Raw genomic sequence first — 19,708 nt, 5'->3', positions numbered from 1 at the left:
AATGGCACGGGTCACCACCGGCATTACTTCCAGCCACATCCCCGCGCTCGGCGCGGCGGTGGAAACCGGCAAGTCGGGCGACGATTACTGGGGTCCGGTCTTCCGCGGATACGAACCGATCCGCGAATGGATCCGGCAGCCGGGCAACATGCCCGATGTCGTGGTGCTGGTGTACAACGATCACGCATCCGCCTTCGACATGAACATCATCCCCACCTTCGCCATCGGCTGCGGCGAGGTGTTCAAGCCTGCCGACGAAGGCTGGGGCCCGCGCCCGGTGCCCGACGTGGTCGGCCATCCCGATCTCGCCTGGCACATGGCGCAAAGCCTGATCCTCGACGATTTCGACATGTGCATCATGAACGACATGCAGGTGGATCATGGCTGCACCATTCCGCTGTCGATGATCTTCGGCGCGCCGGAGGAATGGCCGTGCCAGGTCATCCCGCTGCCGGTGAACGTGGTTACCTATCCGCCGCCGTCGGGCGCGCGCTGCTTTGCCCTGGGCGACAGCATCAAGGCCGCGGTGGAAAGCTTTCCCGAAGACCTCAACGTCCACGTCTGGGGCACGGGCGGGATGAGCCACCAGTTGCAGGGCCCGCGCGCGGGCCTGATCAACAAGGAATTCGATCTCGATTTCATCGAGCGGCTGAAGAACGATCCGGTGGCCTTGAGCAAGATGCCGCATATCGACTACCTGCGCGAAGCGGGCAGCGAGGGTATCGAGCTCGTCATGTGGCTGATCATGCGCGGCGCGCTGGGCGACAAGGTCACCGACCTTTACAATTTCTACCACATCCCCGCATCGAACACGGCGCTGGGCGCCCTGATCCTGCAGCCGGAGGAAAGCGCGGGCCAGCCGCTGGACCCGCGCGTCGTCCATTCGGGCGGCAGCTTCGCACCGGCGGCGTAACGCATAGCCCTCTCGCCCTGAGGGGAGAGGGTTGGGAGAGGGGGCCGTCCTCTCCATACCTGACAAGACAACAGGGCCGGTGCGAGACTCCCCCTCCCCCCGGCCCCCTCCCCTGAAGGGGAGTGGGAGTTTGACATGAAAATCGCACTCGCCGGTGGCGGCGCATTCGGAGAAAAGCACCTCGACGGGCTGAAGAACATCGACGGGGTCGAGGTCGTCAGCCTGGTCGGCCGCACGCAGGACAAGACGCAGGAAATGGCCGACAAGTACGGCATTGCCGAGGCCACGACCGACTACGAAAAGATGCTCGAGAACCCCGAGATCGACGCCGTCATCCTGTGCACGCCCACGCAGATGCACGCCGACCAGGCGATAAAGGCGATGGATGCGGGCAAGCACGTGGAGGTGGAAATTCCGCTGGCCGACAGCCTTGCCGATGCCGAGGCCGTGCTGGCCAAGCAGCAGGAAACCGGCCTCGTCTGCATGGCCGGGCACACCCGCCGCTTCAATCCCAGCCACCAGTGGGTGAAGCAGCGCATCGACGCAGGCGATCTGGAAATCCTCAGCATGGACGTGGAAACCTACTTCTTCCGCCGCGAGAACAGGAACGCCAAAGGCGAGCCGCGCAGCTGGACCGACCACCTGCTGTGGCATCACAGCGCGCACACCATCGACATCTTCCAGTACATGACCGGCGGGAAGATCGTGGCCGCCAACATCCTGCAGGGGCCGAAGCACCCGGACCTCGGCATTGCCATGGACCAGTCGATCCAGATGAAGACCGACAAGGGCCAGATCCTGACCCTGTCATTGAGCTTCAACAACGAAGGGCCGTTCGGCACCTTCTTCCGCTACATCGGCGACACCGGCACCTACCTCGCGCGGTATGACGACCTGTTCAACGGCAAGGACGAGCCCATCGACCTCTCCGGCATGGACGTGCCCTCCACCAACGGCATTGAATTGCAGGACCGCGAATTCATCGCCGCGATCCGCGAAGGGCGCGAGCCGAACAGCTCGGTGGCCGACACCATCGAATGCTATCGCACCATCGGCGCGCTGGCGGCCAGCCTGGAAGCGCAGGACGGCTGGTCCTGATGGCCATCGCAAGGCGACAGATTGCCGGGCGCGCGCTGCACCCGATCGGGCTTGGCTGCATGAACCTGTCGTGGGCCTATGGCACCCCGCCCCCGCGCGCGGATGCCGTCGCCTTGCTCAACCGCGCGCTCGATCTGGGCTACGACCACCTCGACACGGCCAACATCTACGGCGGTGGCAGGAACGAGGAGCTGCTGGCCGAGGCGGTGATGCACCGGCGGGCCGAGTTCTTCCTCGCCAGCAAGTGCGGCATAGTGGTGGACGGGCCGAAGCGCGGGGTTTCCTGCGCGCCGGAAGATATCACGGCGAACCTCGACGCCAGCCTCGGGCGGCTGGGTACCGATCACATCGACCTGTTCTACATGCACCGGTTCGATCCCAAGGTGCCCATCTCGGACAGCGTGGGGGCGATGGTGCGAGCGATCGAGGCGGGCAAGATCGGCGCCTATGGCGTTTCCGAATGGAGCGCCGCGCATATCCGCGAGGCGCACGCCGTCCATCCGATGGCCGCGGTGCAGCCCGAATATTCGCTGTGGACCCGCAACGTGGAAATCGGCGTGCTGGACACCTGCAAGGCGCTCGGCATTGCCCTCGTCGCCTTCAGCCCGACGGGGCGCGGCGCATTCGGTGGCGTGCTGCGCGATCCCGCCACGCTGGAGGACAGCGACCTCAGGACGAAGATGCCCCGCTTCGATCCCGCGAACTGGCCTAAGAACCTGGCCGTGATCGAACGGTTCGAGGCGCTTGCCCGCGACCATTCGGTCACCCCGGCGCAGCTCGCGCTGCGTTGGGTGCTGGAGCAGGGCGAGGCCGTGCACGTCATTCCCGGCACCACCAGCATGGCGCATCTGGAAGAGAATTTTGCCGCGGCGACGGTTCCCATTCCGGCCGAGGCCATCGCAAAGGCGGGCGAACTGGTGAACCACCAGACCGTCCACGGCCATCGTTACCACGACGCGATCCGCCCGACGATCGATACCGAGGAATTCGCCTGAACGCGAAACGGGCTCCGGCAGCCTTCGCCACCGGAGCCCGCCGTCCCATGCGTTGGGGCGCCTAGCTGTTGTCGTTGCCCTGCGCGGCCTGCGCCCTTGCGCCCAGCGCGAGTTGCACCCGCTGCGCCACGGCGGGATCGGACTGCATCGCCGCGCCGATGGCATTGTAGGTATCCGCCTCGATCCCGGCCTGCGCCAGCACTTCGAGCGCCCGCGCCTGCCGCGCCTCGGCTGTCACCGTTGCGTCGGCCGCGATTTCCGCCTGCGCCGCGCGCATTGCGACGGCCGCATCCACGAAGCTGTCGACCTGTTCGTCGGTAAAGGCGGTGGCGGCAGTAACGCTGGTTTCGGCCTGCGCCGGCAATTCCTGCGCCATGGCGGCACCGGCAAATAGCAGCGAACCCGCTGCGCCCAGCATTGCAAAAGTCTTCATCGTCCAACTCCGTTTCATCCGTCGACCCCCGTCGGCAGCGGTGTGCTGCGGCGCGGGCCGAAGAACAATTCAGGTTGAGACGAAGCGCGGCATTCGTGCGGATGGAATAATCGCACCCGTGCCGCAGCCAAGACGGACCGAGAGGCGGGCGGGGCGGCGAATCGGTAAATTCGTAGCCCGCGCCCGTCCACGATTGCGGTCAGAGCTGCGCGTAGAGTGCGAGCAGTGCGGTCCACGCGCGGTTGGCCTCGGCCGCGTTGTAGACGGGGCTGTCGAGCACGGTCCAGCCGTGGTCGCCGGCATAGACCTCCACCGCGATATCGGCGGCGGCCGCCTCCGCCGCGGCGCGCAGGGCGACCTTGTCGTTCGGCGCCTGCGCATCGTCGTCGCGGGCAATGGCGATCAACGCCTGCGCATCGGGGGCAAGCCGCGACAGCAGGTTCACCGGCGCCATCGGGCCATCGCCCACCAGCCCGCCACCGTGGAAGCTGGCGGCGGCCTTCACCCGCGAGGGGACGGCGGCGGCGGTCAGGATGGTCCAGCTGCCGGTCATGCAATAGCCCTGGTTGCCGATCCCGCGCGCGGTATCGACAGCCGCCTGCGCATCGAGCCAGCCGACCACCCTGCGCGCCGCCGCGGTCACCGCCTCGGGCGTGTTGCGCGCGCGCCATGGCTGCGTCACCTGCATCCCGCCGTCGCGCCAGGCATCGAAATCGGCGAACTGCTGCCCGGCGACGGAGCGGTAATAGGGATTGGCGACCAGCACGGCATAGCCTTCGGCCGCCAGCCGCCGGCCCATCTCGATCTTGGCGGGGCGCAGGCCGGCGATGTCGGGCCACAGGATCACGCCGGGGTGCCGCCCTTCGGCAGGATGGATGAACACGCCGTCCATCGTGCCGCCGTCCGCGGCGAAGCTGACCGAACTCTGCGTGAGCCCTCCAGCCGAGCCGGACCCTTCCATCGAGGTGCAGGCGGCGAGCGCGCCCATGCCGGCCAGCGCGCCGAAGCTTCTGCGGTTCATCCGCGGCATGGCATGGAGATGGTCCTGGTCACACATTGTCGTTCCTCTCGCGAAAGCGTTGTCGCGAACGACGATAGCAGCCCCGCACGAATGCGCGAGTCCGGTAAGCCAGCGATTTCTCGATCAGGACGACTTGCGCCGGCGGCGACGATGCGGTCGCCCCCACCGCATCCGGCGGTCCTTTTCCCTCCGGCGCAGGAAGAGACGCAAACCGATCAGTAGCGCCGCGATGATTACAGCGATGATGGCGTAGGCAATTTCGGTCCTGATCGGCATGGTATCCACGACTCGGCTGACATGCTGTGTTGCACTGCAGCAGTGCTAGCGATTTCGCGGGACTTGCCAAGCGCCGATCCGTGGGCGCTTTTATTCAAGGACTTGGTTAGTCCGCCAGCGCGCGTCCGCCAGCCATCGCCCAGTCGACGTCCTCCAGCAGCGCGGCGTTCTCCAGCGGATTGCCATCGAGCGCGATCATGTCCGCCGAGTAGCCAGGCGCGAGGCGGCCGATCTCGTCTTCCATGTGTAGCACCCGGGCCGCGACCGTGGTGGCGCTGGCCACGGCTTCCCGGTCGGTCAGCCCGGCCTGCGTCAGCAAGGCGAACTCGCCAGCGTTACGGCCGTGCTCGAACACGCCGGCATCGGTGCCGAAGGCCACGGTAATGCCGCGCCGCCGTGCCTCGCGAACGGCATCGCCGACGATCTCGGCCACCTGGCGGATCTTCGTTTCCACGGTGGGGGTATAGACGCCGGTATCCAGTCGTTCGATGACGCCCTGAAAGGCCATCAGCGTGGGCACGAGGACGGTGCCGTGCTCGGCCATGGCGTCCAGCGCGCCGGGATCGAGATAGGTGCCGTGTTCGATCGTTGAGATGCCGGCATTGGCCGCCGCCTCGATACCCCGCGCGCCGTGGGCGTGGGCGGCAACGTCGAGGCCGAGCGCGCTCGCCACCTCGACGATGGCCTCCATCTCGGCATGGGTGAAGTGCGCCTCCAGCCCGCGGCCCTGCTGGCTGAGGACGCCGCCGGTCGCGGTGATCTTGATCCAGTCCGATCCGTTCTGCGCCGCCTGCCGCACGCGCGCCGCGCATTCGGCAGGGCCGGTGCAGGTGAAGCCGGTGTCGAGGGCGTCGTTCACTTCCGGGCGGAAGCCCGAAACGTCGCCGTGCCCGCCGATGATGGCGAGCGGCGGGCCGGAGGCGAGGATGCGTGGCCCCGGCATGGTGCCCTCGGCCACGGCGCGGCGCACGGCGAACATCGATTGCGGATAGCTGCCCATGTCGCGCACCGTGGTGAAACCCGCGGCCAGCGTGCTGCGCGCGTTGACCGCGCCCGTCAGCGTTGCCCACTCGTCACTCTCGACGGCAGCATCGCGAAAGTCGCCGCTGGGATTGCCGTCAAGGTGAACGTGCAGGTCGATAAGCCCGGGCATCACGGTCTTGTCCGACAGGTCGATCAGTTCGGCTCCGGCGGGCGCCGGCTGCAGACCATCCTCGATGGACAGGATGCGCCCGCCCTCCACGGTGATCGTCGCCGGTCCGTCAAACGCACCCTCGGCGTCGCGGATCAGGTGGCCAGCGTGAATGACCTGCCGCTGCTGCTGCTGCGCCAGCGCGGGTGCTGCCAAGGCAAGTGTGGACGCAGCGACGGCGAGAATGGCGGCGAATTTCATGATGCGTGGCTCCCCTGGCGATTACCCTCATGTGTCGCCAATCGACGCGGGGAGCAAACGCAAAAAGGGCGGCAGGATCGCTCCTGCCGCCCGTATTGTCAGGCCAGAGCCGGCAGGGTCAGCCCCAGACGTCCTCGGCCACCTCGACGCAGAGGCGAATCTTGTCGGCCTGCTGCTGGGTGGTGATGTCATTGCCGTGAACGGTGCTGGCAAAGCCGCACTGCGGGCTGATCGCCAGTTGATCGAGATCGGCATATTGCGCCGCCTGGTCGATGCGGCGCTTGATGTCGTCCTTGGTCTCCATCTCGCCCAGCTTGGTCGAAACGAGGCCCAGGACAACGGTCTTGCCCTTTGGCAGATGCTGCAACGGCGAGAAATCGCCCGATCGTGCATCGTCGTATTCGAGGAAGAAGGCGTCGATGTCGCACTCGTTGAACATGACCTCGGCCACCGGCTCGTAACCGCCCTCGGCCGCCCAGCTCGAACGGAAGTTGCCACGGCACAGGTGCATGGCCTTGACCATGTCGGCGGGCGCATCGCGGAAGCTGGCGTTGATAAGCCTAGCGTATTCGTGGGTGACCGAATCCGGATCCATCCCGCGCCTGGCCGCATCCTCGCGGTGGCCCGTGTCGCACAGGTAGGCAAGGTTGGTATCGTCGATCTGCACGTAGCGGCAGCCGGCATCGGCAAGGTCGGCGATCTCCGCGCGGTAGGCCGCGGCGACATCGTCGTAGAAGCCCTGCATGTCGGGATAGGCTTCCTGCGGGATGCCCTCGCGCCCGGCACGGAAGTGCAGCATGGTCGGGCTGGGGATGGACACCTTGGGGGTTTCCGTCACGACCTTTGCCAGCGCCTCGAAATCGGCGCGCTGGATCGGCTTTTCGTGCGCCACCTTGCCGGTGATGATCATCTTGGGCGGCGCGAATTCAACATCGACGCCCTTGTCGTTCTTGAACGCCTTCTTGATGCCGCCGGTCTCTTCCACGCCGGAAAGCTGGAGCAGGAAGTCGGTGTGGAAGAACTTGCGGCGATATTCGCCGTCGGTGATGGCCTTCAGGCCGAGGCTTTCCTCCCAGCGGGCGAGTTCGGCGATGGCCTCGTCCTCGACCTGGCGCAGGGCGGCGGCGTCGATGTCACCCGCGGCGAAACGCGTGCGCGCCTCGATCACGGTGTGCGGACGCAGGAAGGAACCGACGTGGTCGGCGCGCGAGGGTAGCTTGAATGTCATGGAGATAGGTCCAATCGTGGCTGAGTTAGCGGCTGCTGTTCCAGCGTCATAGCGCGGGCTCGCGCTCGACTGACGCGGCAGCGTTAAGCACCTCTCGCGCCACGGTGCAACAGGGATTTGCGCGCACGAAGACCCGGCTGTGCAGCCGGGTGCAAACTTGTGGCGTCGTTCACTCGTGAATGTTATCACTAACAACAATTACGGAGTGACTCGGGCCAGCGTCCGTCAAGTCACCGGGACAGGAGCCGAATGCCATGAACGAACAGACTGCCATCGATCGCACGCAGCGCGACTATTCGCCTGCGGTGAAGACCGCGCTGGAACGCAGCCCCCAGCTTTACATCGATGGCGCCTGGGTCGATTCCTCGGGCGGCGAGACCATCGAGGTTGAAGACCCGAGCTCGGGCAAGGTGATCTCCCGCTTCGTGGAGGCGACTGACAAGGATGTCGACCGTGCCGTCGCCGCCGCGCGCACCGCTTTCGACGATGGCCGCTGGCGCAACATGCCGCCGGTGATGCGCGAGAAGATCATGCACCGCCTCGCCGACCTGATAGAGGAGCACGCCGACGAGCTGGCCGAACTGGAAGCCATCGACGTGGGCAAGCCCAAGGGCATGGCCGCCGCGGTCGACGTGCCGGGCGCTGCCAGCCACATCCGCTATTGCGCCAGCTGGGCGGGCAAGGTCAGCGGCGAGACCATTGCCCCCTATACCATGCCGGGCGGGATGCTGTTCGCCTATACACTGAAGGAGCCGGTCGGCGTCTGCGCGCAGATCGTGCCGTGGAACTTCCCGCTGCTGATGGCCTGCCTGAAGATCGGCCCGGCGCTGGGCGCGGGCTGCACCACGATCCTGAAGCCCGCCGAGCAGACCAGCCTCACCGCCATGCGGCTGGCGGACCTGGTGCACGAGGCGGGCGTGCCGGCAGGCGTGTTCAACCTCATCACGGGCTACGGCCACACCGGCGGCGACCGGCTGGTAAAGCATCCCGACGTCGACAAGGTGGCCTTCACCGGCAGCACCGAGATCGGCAAGCTGATCAACCGCAACGCCACCGATACGCTGAAGCACGTCACGCTGGAACTGGGCGGCAAGAGCCCGGTCGTGGTCATGCCCGACGTCGATGTCGCCTCGACCGGACTTGGCGTTGCCGGCGCGATCTTCTTCAACTCGGGCCAGGTGTGCGTGGCCGGCAGCCGCCTCTACGCGCACAAGAGCGTGTTCGACGACGTGATCGAGGCCATGCACGGCACGAAGGACTTCTGGGCCCCGCGCCCCAGCCTCGATCCCGAGGCGCACATGGGCCCGCTGGTCAGCAAGGAACAGCACGACCGGGTGATGAAGTATATCGAGGCCGGCAAGCGCGATGGCGCCGCCGTGCTGATGGGCGGCGATGCGCCGTCCAGCGACGGCGGCTACTACGTCAACCCGACCATCCTCACCGATGTGAACCCGCAGATGAGCGTCGTGCGCGAGGAGATCTTCGGCCCCGTCGTGGTCGCCCAGCGGTTCGAGGATCTGGACGAGGTGGTGCGCGACGCCAACGACACGCAATACGGCCTTGCCGCGGGCGTGTGGACGAAGAACCTGTCCGCCGCGCACAAGATCGCCGCGCGGCTGCAGGCGGGCACGGTCTGGGTCAACACCCACGCCATGATCGACACCGCCATTCCCTTCGGCGGCTACAAGGAAAGCGGCGTCGGCCGCGAACAGGGGCGCGAGGGCATCGAGGCCTATCTGCAGACCAAGTCGGTCGTGATGAAGATGGATTGATCCCGTCTGGCGGGGGCGGGCTTGGACCTCTCCCCCGCTCATCCTGAGCTTGTCGAAGGACTGCTTGCTATTTTCCCCGCTCCCGGAAACCGGGCAACCGTTGGCCTCCGGCCAGCTTCGCTACCGACAAGCTCAGGGTGAGCGGAACTCGGGAGACACGAAATTCCGATAGATCTGCAAAAAATCCGCGCCATCGACGTCCATGTGCACGCCGAGGTCAGCTGCCACGATCCGGAAGATCCGGTGATGGGCAGGTTCTTCGATGCCGCATCCGCCTATTTCAAGGCGCCGCGCGAACGGCCCAAGATGCCCGAGATCATCGAGCTCTATCGCGAGACGAACATCGCATTTTGCCTGTTCACCGTCGATGCCGAGAGCGGCATGGGCGCGAAACGCGTCTCCAACTACGAGGTCGCCGAGCTCGCCAACAAGAACGACGACATCTGCATCCCTTTCGCCAGCATCGACCCGCACAAGGGCAAGTATGGCGCGCGCGAGGCGCTCGACCTGATCGAGAACCACGGGGTCAGGGGCTTCAAGTTCCACGGCATCGCCCAGAACGCCCATCCGGCGGACCCGGTCGGCTATCCGATCTACGAGGTGATCAACGCATACAAGCTGCCCGCCATCTTCCACACCGGGCATTCGGGCATGGGCACGGGGATGCGCGGCGGCGGGGGCCTCAGGCTGAAATACGGCGAGCCCATGCTGGTGGACGACGTGGCGGTGGACTTCCCCGACATGAAGATCATCCTCGCCCACCCCAGCTGGCCGTGGGTTGACCAGAGCCTCAGCATGGCGCTGCACAAGGACAACGTGTTCATCGACCTTTCCGGCTGGAGCCCGAAATACTTTCCGGAAGCGGTGATCCGCTATGCGAACACCCAGTTGAAGCACAAGATGCTGTTCGGCAGCGACTTCCCGCTGATCCACCCCGACAAGTGGATCGCCGCGGCCAGGGACGTAGGCTTTCGTGACGAGGTCATGCCGGGTATCATGAAGGATAACGCCGCGCGGGTGCTCGGGCTGGCCTAGCCTGCCGCAATCCGGCAACGAAATGCGTGCCAGCCATGGCACACGAGGAGAGAACACGATGCGCGCATGGCTGTTGCCCGAAGGGTCGGACGGTTTCGACAAGCTGTCTCTGACCGAACTGCCCGACCCCCGGGCCGGCCCCGGAGAGGTGGTCGTCGCGCCCAGGGCATGGTCGATCAACTATCGCGATTTCGCGGTGGCCAGCGGCACCTACTTCGGCGGCGCGCTGGCGCAGCCTGCCGTGCCGCTTTCGGATGGCGCGGGGGAGGTCGTTGCCGTCGGCGACGGGGTCACCTCGGTCAAGGTCGGCGACAAGGTGCAGTCCACCTTCTTCCAGGGCTGGATCGACGGCCCGCCAAAGCCGGTGCCCGCATTGGGTGACGGCAAGGCGCCCGGGATGCTGGCGACGCAGGTCGTGTTGCACGAACACGGCGTGATCCCCATCGCCCGCAGCCTGGGGCTCGAACAGGCCGCGTGCCTTCCCTGTGCCGGCGTCACGGCGTGGAACGCGCTGTTCGAAGGCGGCCATCCGCTGAAACCCGGACAGCAGGTGCTGGTCATGGGCACCGGCGGCGTCTCGCTGATCGCGCTCAAGCTCGCCAAGGCGGCGGGGGCCAGGGTCATCGCCACCAGTTCCTCGGACGAGAAGCTGGAACGGGTCAGGGCGCTCGGCGCCGATCACGTCATCAATTACCGGGCCATACCCGACTGGGGCGCCTACGTAAAAAACGAGTTCGGCGGCGCGGACAAGATCGTGGAGGTCGGCGGCACCGGCACGCTGGCGCAGAGCATGGCCGCCTGCGCCATGCTGGCGGAAATCGCGCTGATCGGCGTGTTGTCCCAAGGCACGCCGCCCGAACCGCGCGGCCTGATGTTCACCGGCTCCTCGATCCGCGGCATCTTCGTGGGCTCTGCGCGCATGGCGCGTGATCTCAACACCTTTGTCGACAGCCACCGGCTGACCTTTCCCGTGGGCGAGACGTTCAGCTTCGAAGACGCCGACAAGGCCTATCTCCACGCCTGGGGCCCGGACAGCTTCGGCAAGACGGTGATCCGGCTTTAGGGGCCGCGCCGCACAGCCGGACGTGGCGCCGATTTGCCTATCTCGCCAATTCTGTGGCATGGCCTGCCGACTACCAATTTTGTGCAGGGCACAGCCGATGGACAATGCCGACGAAGCCAAGCTGAAACACGAACTGGGCAACGCCTTGCAGAAGACCCAGGCGCTTGAAAGCCTGGTAGAGCGGGCCGCCGATCAGCTCGACGCGCTGGCCGATGCCGATTGTGCAGAGCCCGCCAAGGCCAAGGCCCACGAGCAAGCGGAGCGGCTGCGCAAGGTGCTCGGCAGCTGAGGGCCATTTGGGGCAGCGCGGGTCAACAGGCCCGGCCGCTCTTCGCGATTACAGCTGCGCGGATAATTTGGTCGCCCGGCGGCGGCGGCCGCAACCGCGCATGGCGGCTGACCATTCGCCGGTTTTATCTGGCCCACCGATGACGACGCCAACAGGATAAGGTGCATGGCTTCGCGCAGCGCCTGCCCGGCGATTTGCGCCGCATTGCCCTTGCCTCTCTGACCGAAACTAGTATGCGTTGCTTACAATTTCGCATACGTGATTCATTCACAAACATGGAGAGGAGCCAAGAATGGCCGACAATCTGCAAGACGTTCTGGACAAGGCCAACGGCGACATCGTCGGCCAGCTGCGCAACAACAAGATCGGCGCCTATGTCTACCCGGTGGTCGCGCCCGAGTTTTCCAACTGGCGCAGCGAGCAGTGGGCCTGGCAGCACGGTGCCGTCCTGTTCGACCAGTCGCACCACATGTTCGATGTCTACATCAACGGCCCCGATGCGCTGAAGCTGCTCAGCGACACCATGATCAACTCGCCCGCCGGGTTCGAGGTGAACAAGGCCAAGCAATACGTTCCCACCACGCCTTACGGCCACGTCATCGGTGACGGCATCATCTTCCGCCTGGCCGAGGAAGAATTCGTCTACGTCGGCCGCGCGCCCGCCGCCAACTGGCTGATGTTCCATGCCGAAACCGGCGGCTACGATGTCGAGATCATCAACGATCCGCGTTCACCCAGCCGCCCGATGGGCAAGCCCGTCAAGCGCGTCAGCTGGCGCTTCCAGATCCAGGGCCCGCGCGCCTGGGACGTGATCGAGAAGCTGAACGGCGAGACGCTGGAGAAGCTGAAGTTCTTCAACATGAGCACGATGAAGATCGGCGACAAGACGATCCGTACGCTGCGCCACGGCATGGCGGGGTCCCCCGGCCTGGAAATCTGGGGCCCTTACGAGGACCAGGAATACGTGCGCGACGAGATCCTGAAGGCGGGCGAGGAGTTCGGCCTCATCCCCGTCGGCAGCCGCGCCTATCCGTCCAACACGCTCGAATCCGGCTGGATCCCCAGCCCGCTGCCCGCGATCTACACCGGCGACAAGCTGGCCGACTATCGCAAGTGGCTGGGTGCCGACAGCTACGAGGCAACCGGCTCCATCGGCGGCAGCTTCGTGGGCGACAGCATCGAGGACTACTACCTCAACCCGTGGGAGCTGGGCTACGGCCCCTTCGTCAAGTTCGACCACGATTTCCACGGCGCCGGCGCGCTGAAGGAAATCGCCGAGACCAAGGACGAGCAGCGCCGCAAGGTGACGCTGGAATGGAATGCCGACGACATGAAGAAGATCGTCGGTTCGATGTTCGACCCCGAGGGCGAGCAGTACAAGTTCTTCGACCTGCCGCTCGCCAACTATGCCAACTCGAACTACGACAAGGTGGTCGACGCGGACGGCAACACCGTCGGCCTGTCGATGTTCACCGGCTATTCGTGGAACGAGAAGAAGGCCCTTTCGCTCGCCACGATCGATCACGAAATCCCGCTCGGCACCGAGCTGGAGGTGGTCTGGGGCGAAGCGGACGGCGGCACCGAGAAGACCACCGTGGAGCCGCACAAGCAACTCAACGTCAAGGCCATCGTCTCGCCCGTGCCCTACTCGAAGATGGCGGGTGACACCTACGCCGCGGGCTGGCGTTCGGGCCGCCACGGCTGATCCGGCGCGCATTGCAAACGACAGGGAAGGGGCTGCCGCGAGGTGGCCCCTTTCTCGTTTTGGAAAGACTGACCGATGACCGACTTCGTTCTCGTCCACGGCGCCTGGGGCGGCGCGCATACATGGGGCGAGGTGCCCGCCATGCTGGAGGCGCAGGGCCACCGCGTGCTCGTCGCCACCCTGCCCGGCCTCGGCTCGCGGCAGGACGAACTGCATCCCGGCATTACGCTGACGGACCATGTTGCCGACGTGGAGCGGCAGGTTGCCGAGGCAGGCTTCGCTCGTTTCGTGCTGGCGGGCCACAGCTACGGCGGCATGGTGGTGACCGGCCTTGCCGCGCGGCTGGGTGCCCGCATCGACGCACTCGCCTATATCGACGCCTTCGTGCCCCGGCCGGGCGAGAGCCTGTGGGACATCACCGGCGCGGCCGAGCACGCCTGGTACATCGACACCCAGAAGCACAAGCCCGGCATGGTCGACCCCATCGGCGCGCTCGATTTCAAGCTGGTGCCGGGCAAGGTCGGCTACCAACCGCTGCTGACGCTGCTGGAGGCCGTCGAGGGGCCGGGCGAGGCCGCCGCCATCCCCCGCCGCGCCTACCTCTACGCCACCGGCTGGAGCCCCACCCCTTTCACCCGCTTCGCCGAAAAGGCGCGCGCCGACGGCTGGGATTACCACGAGGTCGCCACCGACCACTTCGTGATGACCGGCGATGCTGAGACCACGGTTCGGGTGCTGGCGGGATTGGGGGGTTAGCCCAAGGCTGCTTTGGGGTGGTGAGCCGCCATTCAGCGTTCAGGCTTTTCTACCATTGGAAGGATAAGGATGAACTGTGCGGAGAGCCGATGTCTTACATTATAAGTGACGGGCGAGGATCACCGCATTACGACGCTCATAACTGGTGCGAAAGGGGTTGGGGTGAGCGCTTTTGAGTTCTTCTTTAGCTTCTATGGCTTGTTACTCGGGCTGTCCGTAGCGGAACTGGTTGGCGGTTTCTCTCGTGTATTGCATGAACGACAGCGGGTGCGTTTTGGCTGGTTGACACCACTTCTCGCCTTGTTTGTTGCCGTCGACTTGGTGACTTTCTGGAATCAGGCCTGGGTCTTCTTTCGGGGTGCGCCTTTTAGCCCGATCTTGTTGTTGCTTGGGTTGATGATAGCATCAACTTTTTACGTTGCCGCAAGCGTGACATTTCCTCGCGTCAATGCGGAGGGCGTCGAGGCTCGGATCGATCTGGATGAGCACTTTTGGAAACATCGCGGGGTCGTCTTCGGATGTATCCTTGCCGCTAACGCGATGGTTTGGCTCTTGCTCGGTGGCATGGCACTTTACGCTGCTGCATGGGCAGCAGTGTGGACACCACGGCTTATAATCGGGGTGGCCATCTTCGCCATTGGCACGTCGGTAGCCGCATTTGCGAAGAACCGACGGGTGGTGATCGGTGCTCTAGTGATCTTGCTCGGATACATGATGTGGAACATGGGCCGCGCCGCGTTTATCCTGATGGATTCGGGGGGCTGGTCGCCAGCGATTGGTGGTTAAGTACAGGTATGCGACGGGCCACCGCTTCCAAATCTAGACTGAATCATAACCAACTTACGCAACATGAATGTAAGCTATCGCTCGGATCACCGCCGCCCCAGCGCATCCTCGCATTGCTGCATCAACGCGGCGATGATGGCGGCGGCGGGTTCTTCTTGGGTCACCATGCCGACGCTCTGCCCCGCCATCAGGCTGCCGTTTTCCACGTCGCCGTCCACCACCGCGCGGCGCAGGGCGCCGGCCCAGTAATGCTCGATCTGCAACTGCGCCTCCAGCATCTCGATGGAGCCGGTGTCGAGGACGGCGGCAACCTCGCGCTGCTTGGCGGTAAAGGCGTCGGTGCCCTTGTTCTTCAGCGCGCGCACGGGGATTACCGGCAGGCGCGGGTCGACCTGCACGCTGCTTTCCGCATCGCGGGCCTTGGCGCGGAAAAAGGCCCTCTTGAAGTTGGGGTGGGCGATGCTTTCGGTGGCGCAGGCGAAACGGGTGCCAAGCTGCACGCCGCTCGCGCCCATTTCCAGGTAGCCGGCGATCGCCTCGCCCCGGCCGATGCCGCCCGCCACGAAGACCACATGATCCTCAGCCAGTTCGGGCAAAAATTCTTGCGCCAGGACACTGGTGGATACGGGGCCGATATGGCCGCCCGCCTCCATCCCCTCGATCACCAGCGCATCGGCCCCTGACCGCAGCAGCTTCTTGGCGAGCGCCAGCGTGGGCGCGAAAACGATGACCTTGCCGCCAAACGCCTTGATCGCCTCCACACTGCCCTTGGGCGGAATGCCGCCCGCCAGCACGACATGGCCGACGCCGTGCCGCCCGCACACTGCGATCAGGTCGAACAGTTGCGGATGCATGGTGATGAGGTTCACGCCGAAGGGCCGATCGGTCATCGCCCGGGTCGCGGCGATTTCTGCATCCAGCAGTTCGGGCGTCATCGCCCCGCAGGCGATCACGCCGAAGCCGCCCGCATTGCTGATGGCGGAGACGAGGTTGCGCTCCGACACCCAGCTCATCGCGCCGCACATGATGGCGTGATCGGTGCCGAGGAATGCGCGGCCGCGCGCCATCAGCGCGCCGGTTTTTGCATACGAGGTCTTGGGATAGCTGGTCATCCTTGCGCCTCTAGGCAGGCGCGCCGGTGGCGACAAGCGGCAAGTCCCTAGGCGTCCTCGGCCACCGGATCCTGCGCATCCAGCCCGTAGGCGGTGTGCAGCACGCGCACGGCAAGCTCGGTCTCGTCCTCGTCGATCAGCACGCTGACCTTGATCTCGGACGTGGAGATTGCCTGCACGTTGATGCCGCGATCGGCCAGCGCCGTGAACATGGTGGCGGCAACGCCCGCGTGGCTTTTCATGCCCATGCCCACGACGCTGATCTTGGCGACGCGGGCATCGGTAATCAGGCGGTTGAACCCGATCGCATCCTGCCGGTCTTCCAGCAGCGCCTGCGCGCGCGCCAGTTCGGCCTGCGGCACGGTAAAGGTCACATCGGTCTCGCCCTTGTCGCGGCCGACGTTCTGGATGATCATGTCGACGTTGATGCCGGCATCGCCCAGCGGCGAAAAGATCTGCGCCACGGCGCCCGGCTTGTCGGGCACGCGCGTCAGCACCACGCGTGCCTCGTTCTTGTCGTGCGCGATGCCGGTGACGGTCTGGCGTTCCACTTGGCCTTCCTCCAGTAAGTTCTGCATCTCCATCTCGGAGACGATCATGGTGCCGGGCAGGGTATCGGCGGGCGGCGATCCGTCGTCGACGAAGCTGCTGAGCACCTGCACCCGCACGCTGTGCTTCATCGCCAGGCTGACGCTGCGGGTCTGCAACACCTTGGCGCCCACGCTGGCTAGTTCCAGCATCTCTTCGAAACTGATGTGCTTGATCTTGCGCGCACGGGCCACGATGCGGGGGTCGGTGGTGTAGACGCCGTCGACGTCGGTGTAGATGTCGCAGCGGTCCGCATCGATGGCGGCGGCCACGGCCACGGCCGAGGTGTCGGACCCGCCGCGCCCCATCGTGGTGATGCGCTGGTCCTCGGAAACGCCCTGAAAGCCGGGTATCACGGCGATCTCGCCAGCGGCCATGGAGGCGAGCAGGCGCGCCGCGTCCACCTCGTCTACCCGCGCGTTGGCGTGGGCGGAAAAGGTGCGCACCGGCAGTTGCCAGCCGAGCCAGCTTCGCGCCGGGCAGCCCATCGCCTGCAAGGTGAGCGCCAGCAGGCCGGCCGTCACCTGTTCGCCGCTCGCCACCACCACGTCGTATTCGGCCGGGTCGTAAAGCGGGTTCGCCTCGCGGCAGAAGTTCACCAGACGGTCCGTTTCGCCCGCCATGGCGCTGACCACTACCGCCACCTGGTTGCCGCCCGCGGCCCCATTCCCTGCGGCCTGGGCGCGCACGATGTTGGCAACGCGGCGAATACGCTCTGTGCCCGCGACGGATGTGCCGCCGAATTTCATCACGATGCGCGCCACTGTATCGTCCGCCCGTTCGCCCGTCTGTGTGTCTGGCTGAATGCTCCGGGCGCTGTTAGGGTGCCCCAATGAGCGATGCAACTGTCACATCTGCAACCAGTTCGGCCACCATCCGCGCGGAGGAAGCCGCCCATTTCGGCAAGCTGGCGCGCGACTGGTGGGATCCGAAGGGCGCGTCGGCCATGCTCCACCGGCTCAATCCGGTGCGCCTCGGCTTCGTGCGCGATGCGGTGGACATGCACTGGGGCGGCGATGTCGAAAGCCTGCGCCCGCTGGCCGGCAAGACCGCGCTCGACGTCGGGTGCGGCGCGGGGTTGCTGTGCGAACCGCTGGCGCGGCTGGGTGCGGCGGTGACGGGTGTGGACGCCGCCTTCGAGAACGTCGCGGCGGCGCGCACCCATGCCGAGGGTGCGGGACTGCCGATCGACTACCACGCGGGCGAACTGGACACGCTGGGGCTGGGCCGGTTCGACCTCGTCACCAGCATGGAGGTCATCGAACACGTCGCCGACAAGCAGGCCTTCGTGGTTCAGCTGGCCGCGCACTTGGCGCCGGATGACGGGAACGGCGGCGGCCTGATGGTGCTGTCCACCCCCAACCGCACACCGACGAGCCGGATGCTGCTGGTCGAGGGCGCCGAACTGGTCGGCGCGATACCGCGCGGCACGCACAACTGGGACGATTTCATCACGCCCGACGAAATGCGTGATCTGTTGCAGCACGCCGGGCTGGCAATGGGCGAGCCGCGAGGCATCGCCTATTCACCCACGAGGGGCCTGCACCTGTCGAGCGACCTGGCGCTGAACTACATCGTCACGGCGCGGCAGGCGGCCTAGCGCTCGTCCGCCTCGCTAAGTTGATTTGCGCATGATGGCAGCCGGCGCGCAAGGCCAAGCCAATTAGCAAATTGGCAAAAATGCTGCGGTCGTGCTGCGCGGCAAAGGTTTGACGACCAACCACTTTTTCATCTCACGGCGTTTTCCCATTCGCTCTGTGCGAGGCCGACGAGAACGCGCTCGCTGTCCTCGAAAGTGACGACCGGGCGCTTGATCATGCTGGGGTGCGCTGCCATCAGGGCGATGGCCTTGTCGCGGTCGATATTCGCCTTCTCGGCATCGGGCAGCTTGCGAAAGGTGGTGCCCGCGCGGTTCAGCAGGACGTTCCAGCCGACGGCGTCTGCCCATGTGCCAAGCAGATCCGGGTCCGCCCCCTCCTTCTTGTAGTCATGGAACCGATAGTCGCATCCCTGCGCTTCCAGCCACTTGCGCGCCTTTTTCACCGTGTCGCAGTTGGGAATGCCCCAGACGTGCAGATAGGTCATTGTAAACTCCTCTGATCTTTCTGGGGCATCAGAAAATCCATGTCGGGAGGCACTGAAATGCAAGCGCATCACAAACCCACTGTGATAATTAGATTTCCTCGTGGCTTCATTTGAGCGTTTTCCGGAGTGAACTTGACTCCCTATTGCGGACATTCGCCTTACGCTGATAATTCGCGAATGGGACAAGCGAAACTTCAGCCGGTGCTCCGTTCTCTGACGGGTCAGTTCGACGAAAACCTGTGCGATCTTGCTCCCGTGTCGGGCAGTTTCTGCCACACACTTCGGGCAGAGATCGGCGTGCAGGGAGGGAGCGGGACCGACGCGTTCGCGTTTGATGTATGCTCACCAGAATGGTTGGAAGCTAAACTGGATAACTACCCCGTTCTCCACGGGGGTCGAACGCTAATTACTAAGCGGTTCGACCCGGTTGCTGTGGAAGAGTGTGTTCGCAAGAGATTGTTGCATGCAACTGGCTCCGATTGGGCCGCGGTGGCGGCGAAGCTCGGAGAGTGGTCACGCTGGGAGTTCGAACCTCACGAAAGCTGAGGACCGTTTCTTACCCTAAATTCGGGCATCAGAGCATCATCGGTTGTACGCCATCAGCGGACCGGCAGCATCGCCCCTGTTCTCGCCATAAACGGAAATTCAGCTAACGACCCCGTTGCGGACTTTCGTACCTACCCTAATCTGCCGCGATGAGCTTTCAGTATTCGATCGGTCTTCAAGTTTACCACCCGTATGCTGATCCGCATGTGATCGAGCGAGGGTTTGCTCTCGAAGCGTTGCACAAGAAAAAGGCTGGTGAGGTGCGAAGGGCATCTAATGGCACCCTGCTTTCGGGCGCTTACCGGGAGAGCTATTGTTTCTTTGATCTCGCATCAGGTGATGACGGCAAACTGGCTGACTGCCTCAGGACCCTTGTGAAGGTTCTTGAGGCGAAACAAGGCTACATTAACGAGATCAAGCAGAGTGGGGGCAGGCTAAACTGGTTCATCGGTTGGACGTGTGGGGAGCACGGTGAGAATTTTGACATTGAACTACTCTCAGACCTCGCCCGTCTAGGTATCGACTTTGGAATACAGCCATTTGCCGATCGCCAGCGTCGTCGCTCCTGAAAGCGGATCAGCCGCAAACGACCCCGTTGCGGACGTTACCGCGAA

General features: G+C 64.9%; 20 protein-coding genes. 13 read left to right on the top strand and 7 right to left on the bottom strand.

The genetic code is table 11. The features are described 5' to 3' along the window. Position 1: 1 nt before the first annotated feature. From GRI62_RS00735 to GRI62_RS00725, 3 genes are all read left to right on the top strand, one after another. Positions 2–913 (top strand): class III extradiol dioxygenase subunit beta, encoded by a 912-nt coding sequence (locus tag GRI62_RS00735; RefSeq protein WP_131451523.1) that lies wholly within the window; start codon positions 2–4, stop codon positions 911–913. A gap of 135 nt (positions 914–1,048) precedes the next feature. Further along, on the top strand, positions 1,049–2,011 hold the full coding sequence (locus tag GRI62_RS00730) for a Gfo/Idh/MocA family oxidoreductase (RefSeq protein ID WP_131451522.1): 963 nt from the start codon (positions 1,049–1,051) through the stop codon (positions 2,009–2,011). Beyond that, a complete protein-coding gene (locus tag GRI62_RS00725) occupies positions 2,011–3,006 on the top strand; it encodes an aldo/keto reductase (protein ID WP_131451521.1) in 996 nt (331 codons plus the stop codon). The genes GRI62_RS00730 and GRI62_RS00725 overlap by 1 nt, the downstream gene beginning before the upstream one ends. A 61-nt stretch (positions 3,007–3,067) precedes the next feature. On the opposite strand, the gene GRI62_RS00720 is transcribed toward GRI62_RS00725, so the two are convergent. From GRI62_RS00720 to GRI62_RS00705, 4 genes are all read right to left on the bottom strand, one after another. Next, positions 3,068–3,439 carry a DUF4168 domain-containing protein gene (locus tag GRI62_RS00720; RefSeq protein ID WP_160731768.1) on the bottom strand — a complete coding sequence of 124 codons (372 nt, stop codon included), beginning with the start codon at positions 3,437–3,439 and terminating at the stop codon, positions 3,068–3,070. Positions 3,440–3,638: 199 nt separating this feature from the next. Further along, entirely contained in the window at positions 3,639–4,496 is an 858-nt protein-coding gene (locus tag GRI62_RS00715) for a dienelactone hydrolase family protein (RefSeq protein ID WP_131451519.1), read from the bottom strand. Between the two features lie 346 nt (positions 4,497–4,842). Then, positions 4,843–6,129: a metal-dependent hydrolase family protein gene (locus tag GRI62_RS00710; protein WP_131451518.1), complete on the bottom strand. Its 1,287-nt coding sequence runs from the start codon at positions 6,127–6,129 to the stop codon at positions 4,843–4,845. A 118-nt stretch (positions 6,130–6,247) separates the two neighbouring features. After that, a complete protein-coding gene (locus GRI62_RS00705) occupies positions 6,248–7,357 on the bottom strand; it encodes a 5-methyltetrahydropteroyltriglutamate--homocysteine S-methyltransferase (RefSeq protein ID WP_131451517.1) in 1,110 nt (369 codons plus the stop codon). A gap of 254 nt (positions 7,358–7,611) precedes the next feature. Here GRI62_RS00705 and GRI62_RS00700 point away from each other — a divergent pair, with 254 nt between their 5' ends. The 7 genes from GRI62_RS00700 (at position 7,612) to GRI62_RS00670 (ending at position 14,763) form a co-directional block, all read left to right on the top strand. After that, a complete protein-coding gene (locus GRI62_RS00700; protein ID WP_131451516.1) occupies positions 7,612–9,129 on the top strand; it encodes an aldehyde dehydrogenase family protein in 1,518 nt (505 codons plus the stop codon). A 204-nt stretch (positions 9,130–9,333) separates the two neighbouring features. Further along, positions 9,334–10,164, top strand: coding sequence for an amidohydrolase family protein (locus GRI62_RS00695; protein WP_308420818.1), 831 nt, complete (start codon positions 9,334–9,336; stop codon positions 10,162–10,164). 58 nt (positions 10,165–10,222) lie between these two features. Further along, positions 10,223–11,227 (top strand): zinc-dependent alcohol dehydrogenase family protein, encoded by a 1,005-nt coding sequence (locus GRI62_RS00690; RefSeq protein ID WP_131451514.1) that lies wholly within the window; start codon positions 10,223–10,225, stop codon positions 11,225–11,227. Between the two features lie 97 nt (positions 11,228–11,324). Continuing rightward, positions 11,325–11,516 (top strand): hypothetical protein, encoded by a 192-nt coding sequence (locus GRI62_RS00685; protein WP_131451513.1) that lies wholly within the window; start codon positions 11,325–11,327, stop codon positions 11,514–11,516. A gap of 292 nt (positions 11,517–11,808) precedes the next feature. Continuing rightward, on the top strand, positions 11,809–13,221 hold the full coding sequence (gene ligM / locus GRI62_RS00680; RefSeq protein ID WP_131451512.1) for a vanillate/3-O-methylgallate O-demethylase: 1,413 nt from the start codon (positions 11,809–11,811) through the stop codon (positions 13,219–13,221). 75 nt (positions 13,222–13,296) lie between these two features. Then, the gene (locus tag GRI62_RS00675) at positions 13,297–13,977 is read left to right on the top strand and encodes an alpha/beta fold hydrolase (protein WP_131451511.1); all 681 of its coding nucleotides are present in this window, start codon (positions 13,297–13,299) and stop codon (positions 13,975–13,977) included. 162 nt (positions 13,978–14,139) lie between these two features. Then, positions 14,140–14,763: a hypothetical protein gene (locus GRI62_RS00670; RefSeq protein WP_131453689.1), complete on the top strand. Its 624-nt coding sequence runs from the start codon at positions 14,140–14,142 to the stop codon at positions 14,761–14,763. Between the two features lie 86 nt (positions 14,764–14,849). Here GRI62_RS00670 and GRI62_RS00665 read toward each other — a convergent pair whose 3' ends face one another. Beyond that, entirely contained in the window at positions 14,850–15,875 is a 1,026-nt protein-coding gene (locus GRI62_RS00665) for an NAD(P)H-dependent flavin oxidoreductase (RefSeq protein WP_131451510.1), read from the bottom strand. 47 nt (positions 15,876–15,922) lie between these two features. Next, on the bottom strand, positions 15,923–17,227 hold the full coding sequence (locus GRI62_RS00660; RefSeq protein ID WP_131451509.1) for an aspartate kinase: 1,305 nt from the start codon (positions 17,225–17,227) through the stop codon (positions 15,923–15,925). 68 nt (positions 17,228–17,295) lie between these two features. Here GRI62_RS00660 and ubiG point away from each other — a divergent pair, with 68 nt between their 5' ends. Beyond that, entirely contained in the window at positions 17,296–18,063 is a 768-nt protein-coding gene (gene ubiG, locus GRI62_RS00655) for a bifunctional 2-polyprenyl-6-hydroxyphenol methylase/3-demethylubiquinol 3-O-methyltransferase UbiG (protein ID WP_131451508.1), read from the top strand. A 128-nt stretch (positions 18,064–18,191) separates the two neighbouring features. Here the strand turns inward: ubiG and GRI62_RS00650 are convergent, their stop codons facing one another. Then, positions 18,192–18,548 (bottom strand): arsenate reductase, encoded by a 357-nt coding sequence (locus tag GRI62_RS00650; RefSeq protein WP_131451507.1) that lies wholly within the window; start codon positions 18,546–18,548, stop codon positions 18,192–18,194. 177 nt (positions 18,549–18,725) lie between these two features. Here GRI62_RS00650 and GRI62_RS14685 point away from each other — a divergent pair, with 177 nt between their 5' ends. After that, positions 18,726–19,094 carry an Imm8 family immunity protein gene (locus GRI62_RS14685; RefSeq protein WP_131451506.1) on the top strand — a complete coding sequence of 123 codons (369 nt, stop codon included), beginning with the start codon at positions 18,726–18,728 and terminating at the stop codon, positions 19,092–19,094. Between the two features lie 149 nt (positions 19,095–19,243). Beyond that, positions 19,244–19,663 (top strand): hypothetical protein, encoded by a 420-nt coding sequence (locus GRI62_RS00640; RefSeq protein WP_131451505.1) that lies wholly within the window; start codon positions 19,244–19,246, stop codon positions 19,661–19,663. Positions 19,664–19,708: the final 45 nt, after the last annotated feature.

Origin of the sequence: Aurantiacibacter arachoides (assembly GCF_009827335.1) — a bacterium.
GTDB lineage: Bacteria > Pseudomonadota > Alphaproteobacteria > Sphingomonadales > Sphingomonadaceae > Alteraurantiacibacter > Alteraurantiacibacter arachoides.
The sequence above is the reverse complement of the archived record's forward strand: the minus strand, read 5'-3'. Positions and strand labels throughout refer to the sequence as shown.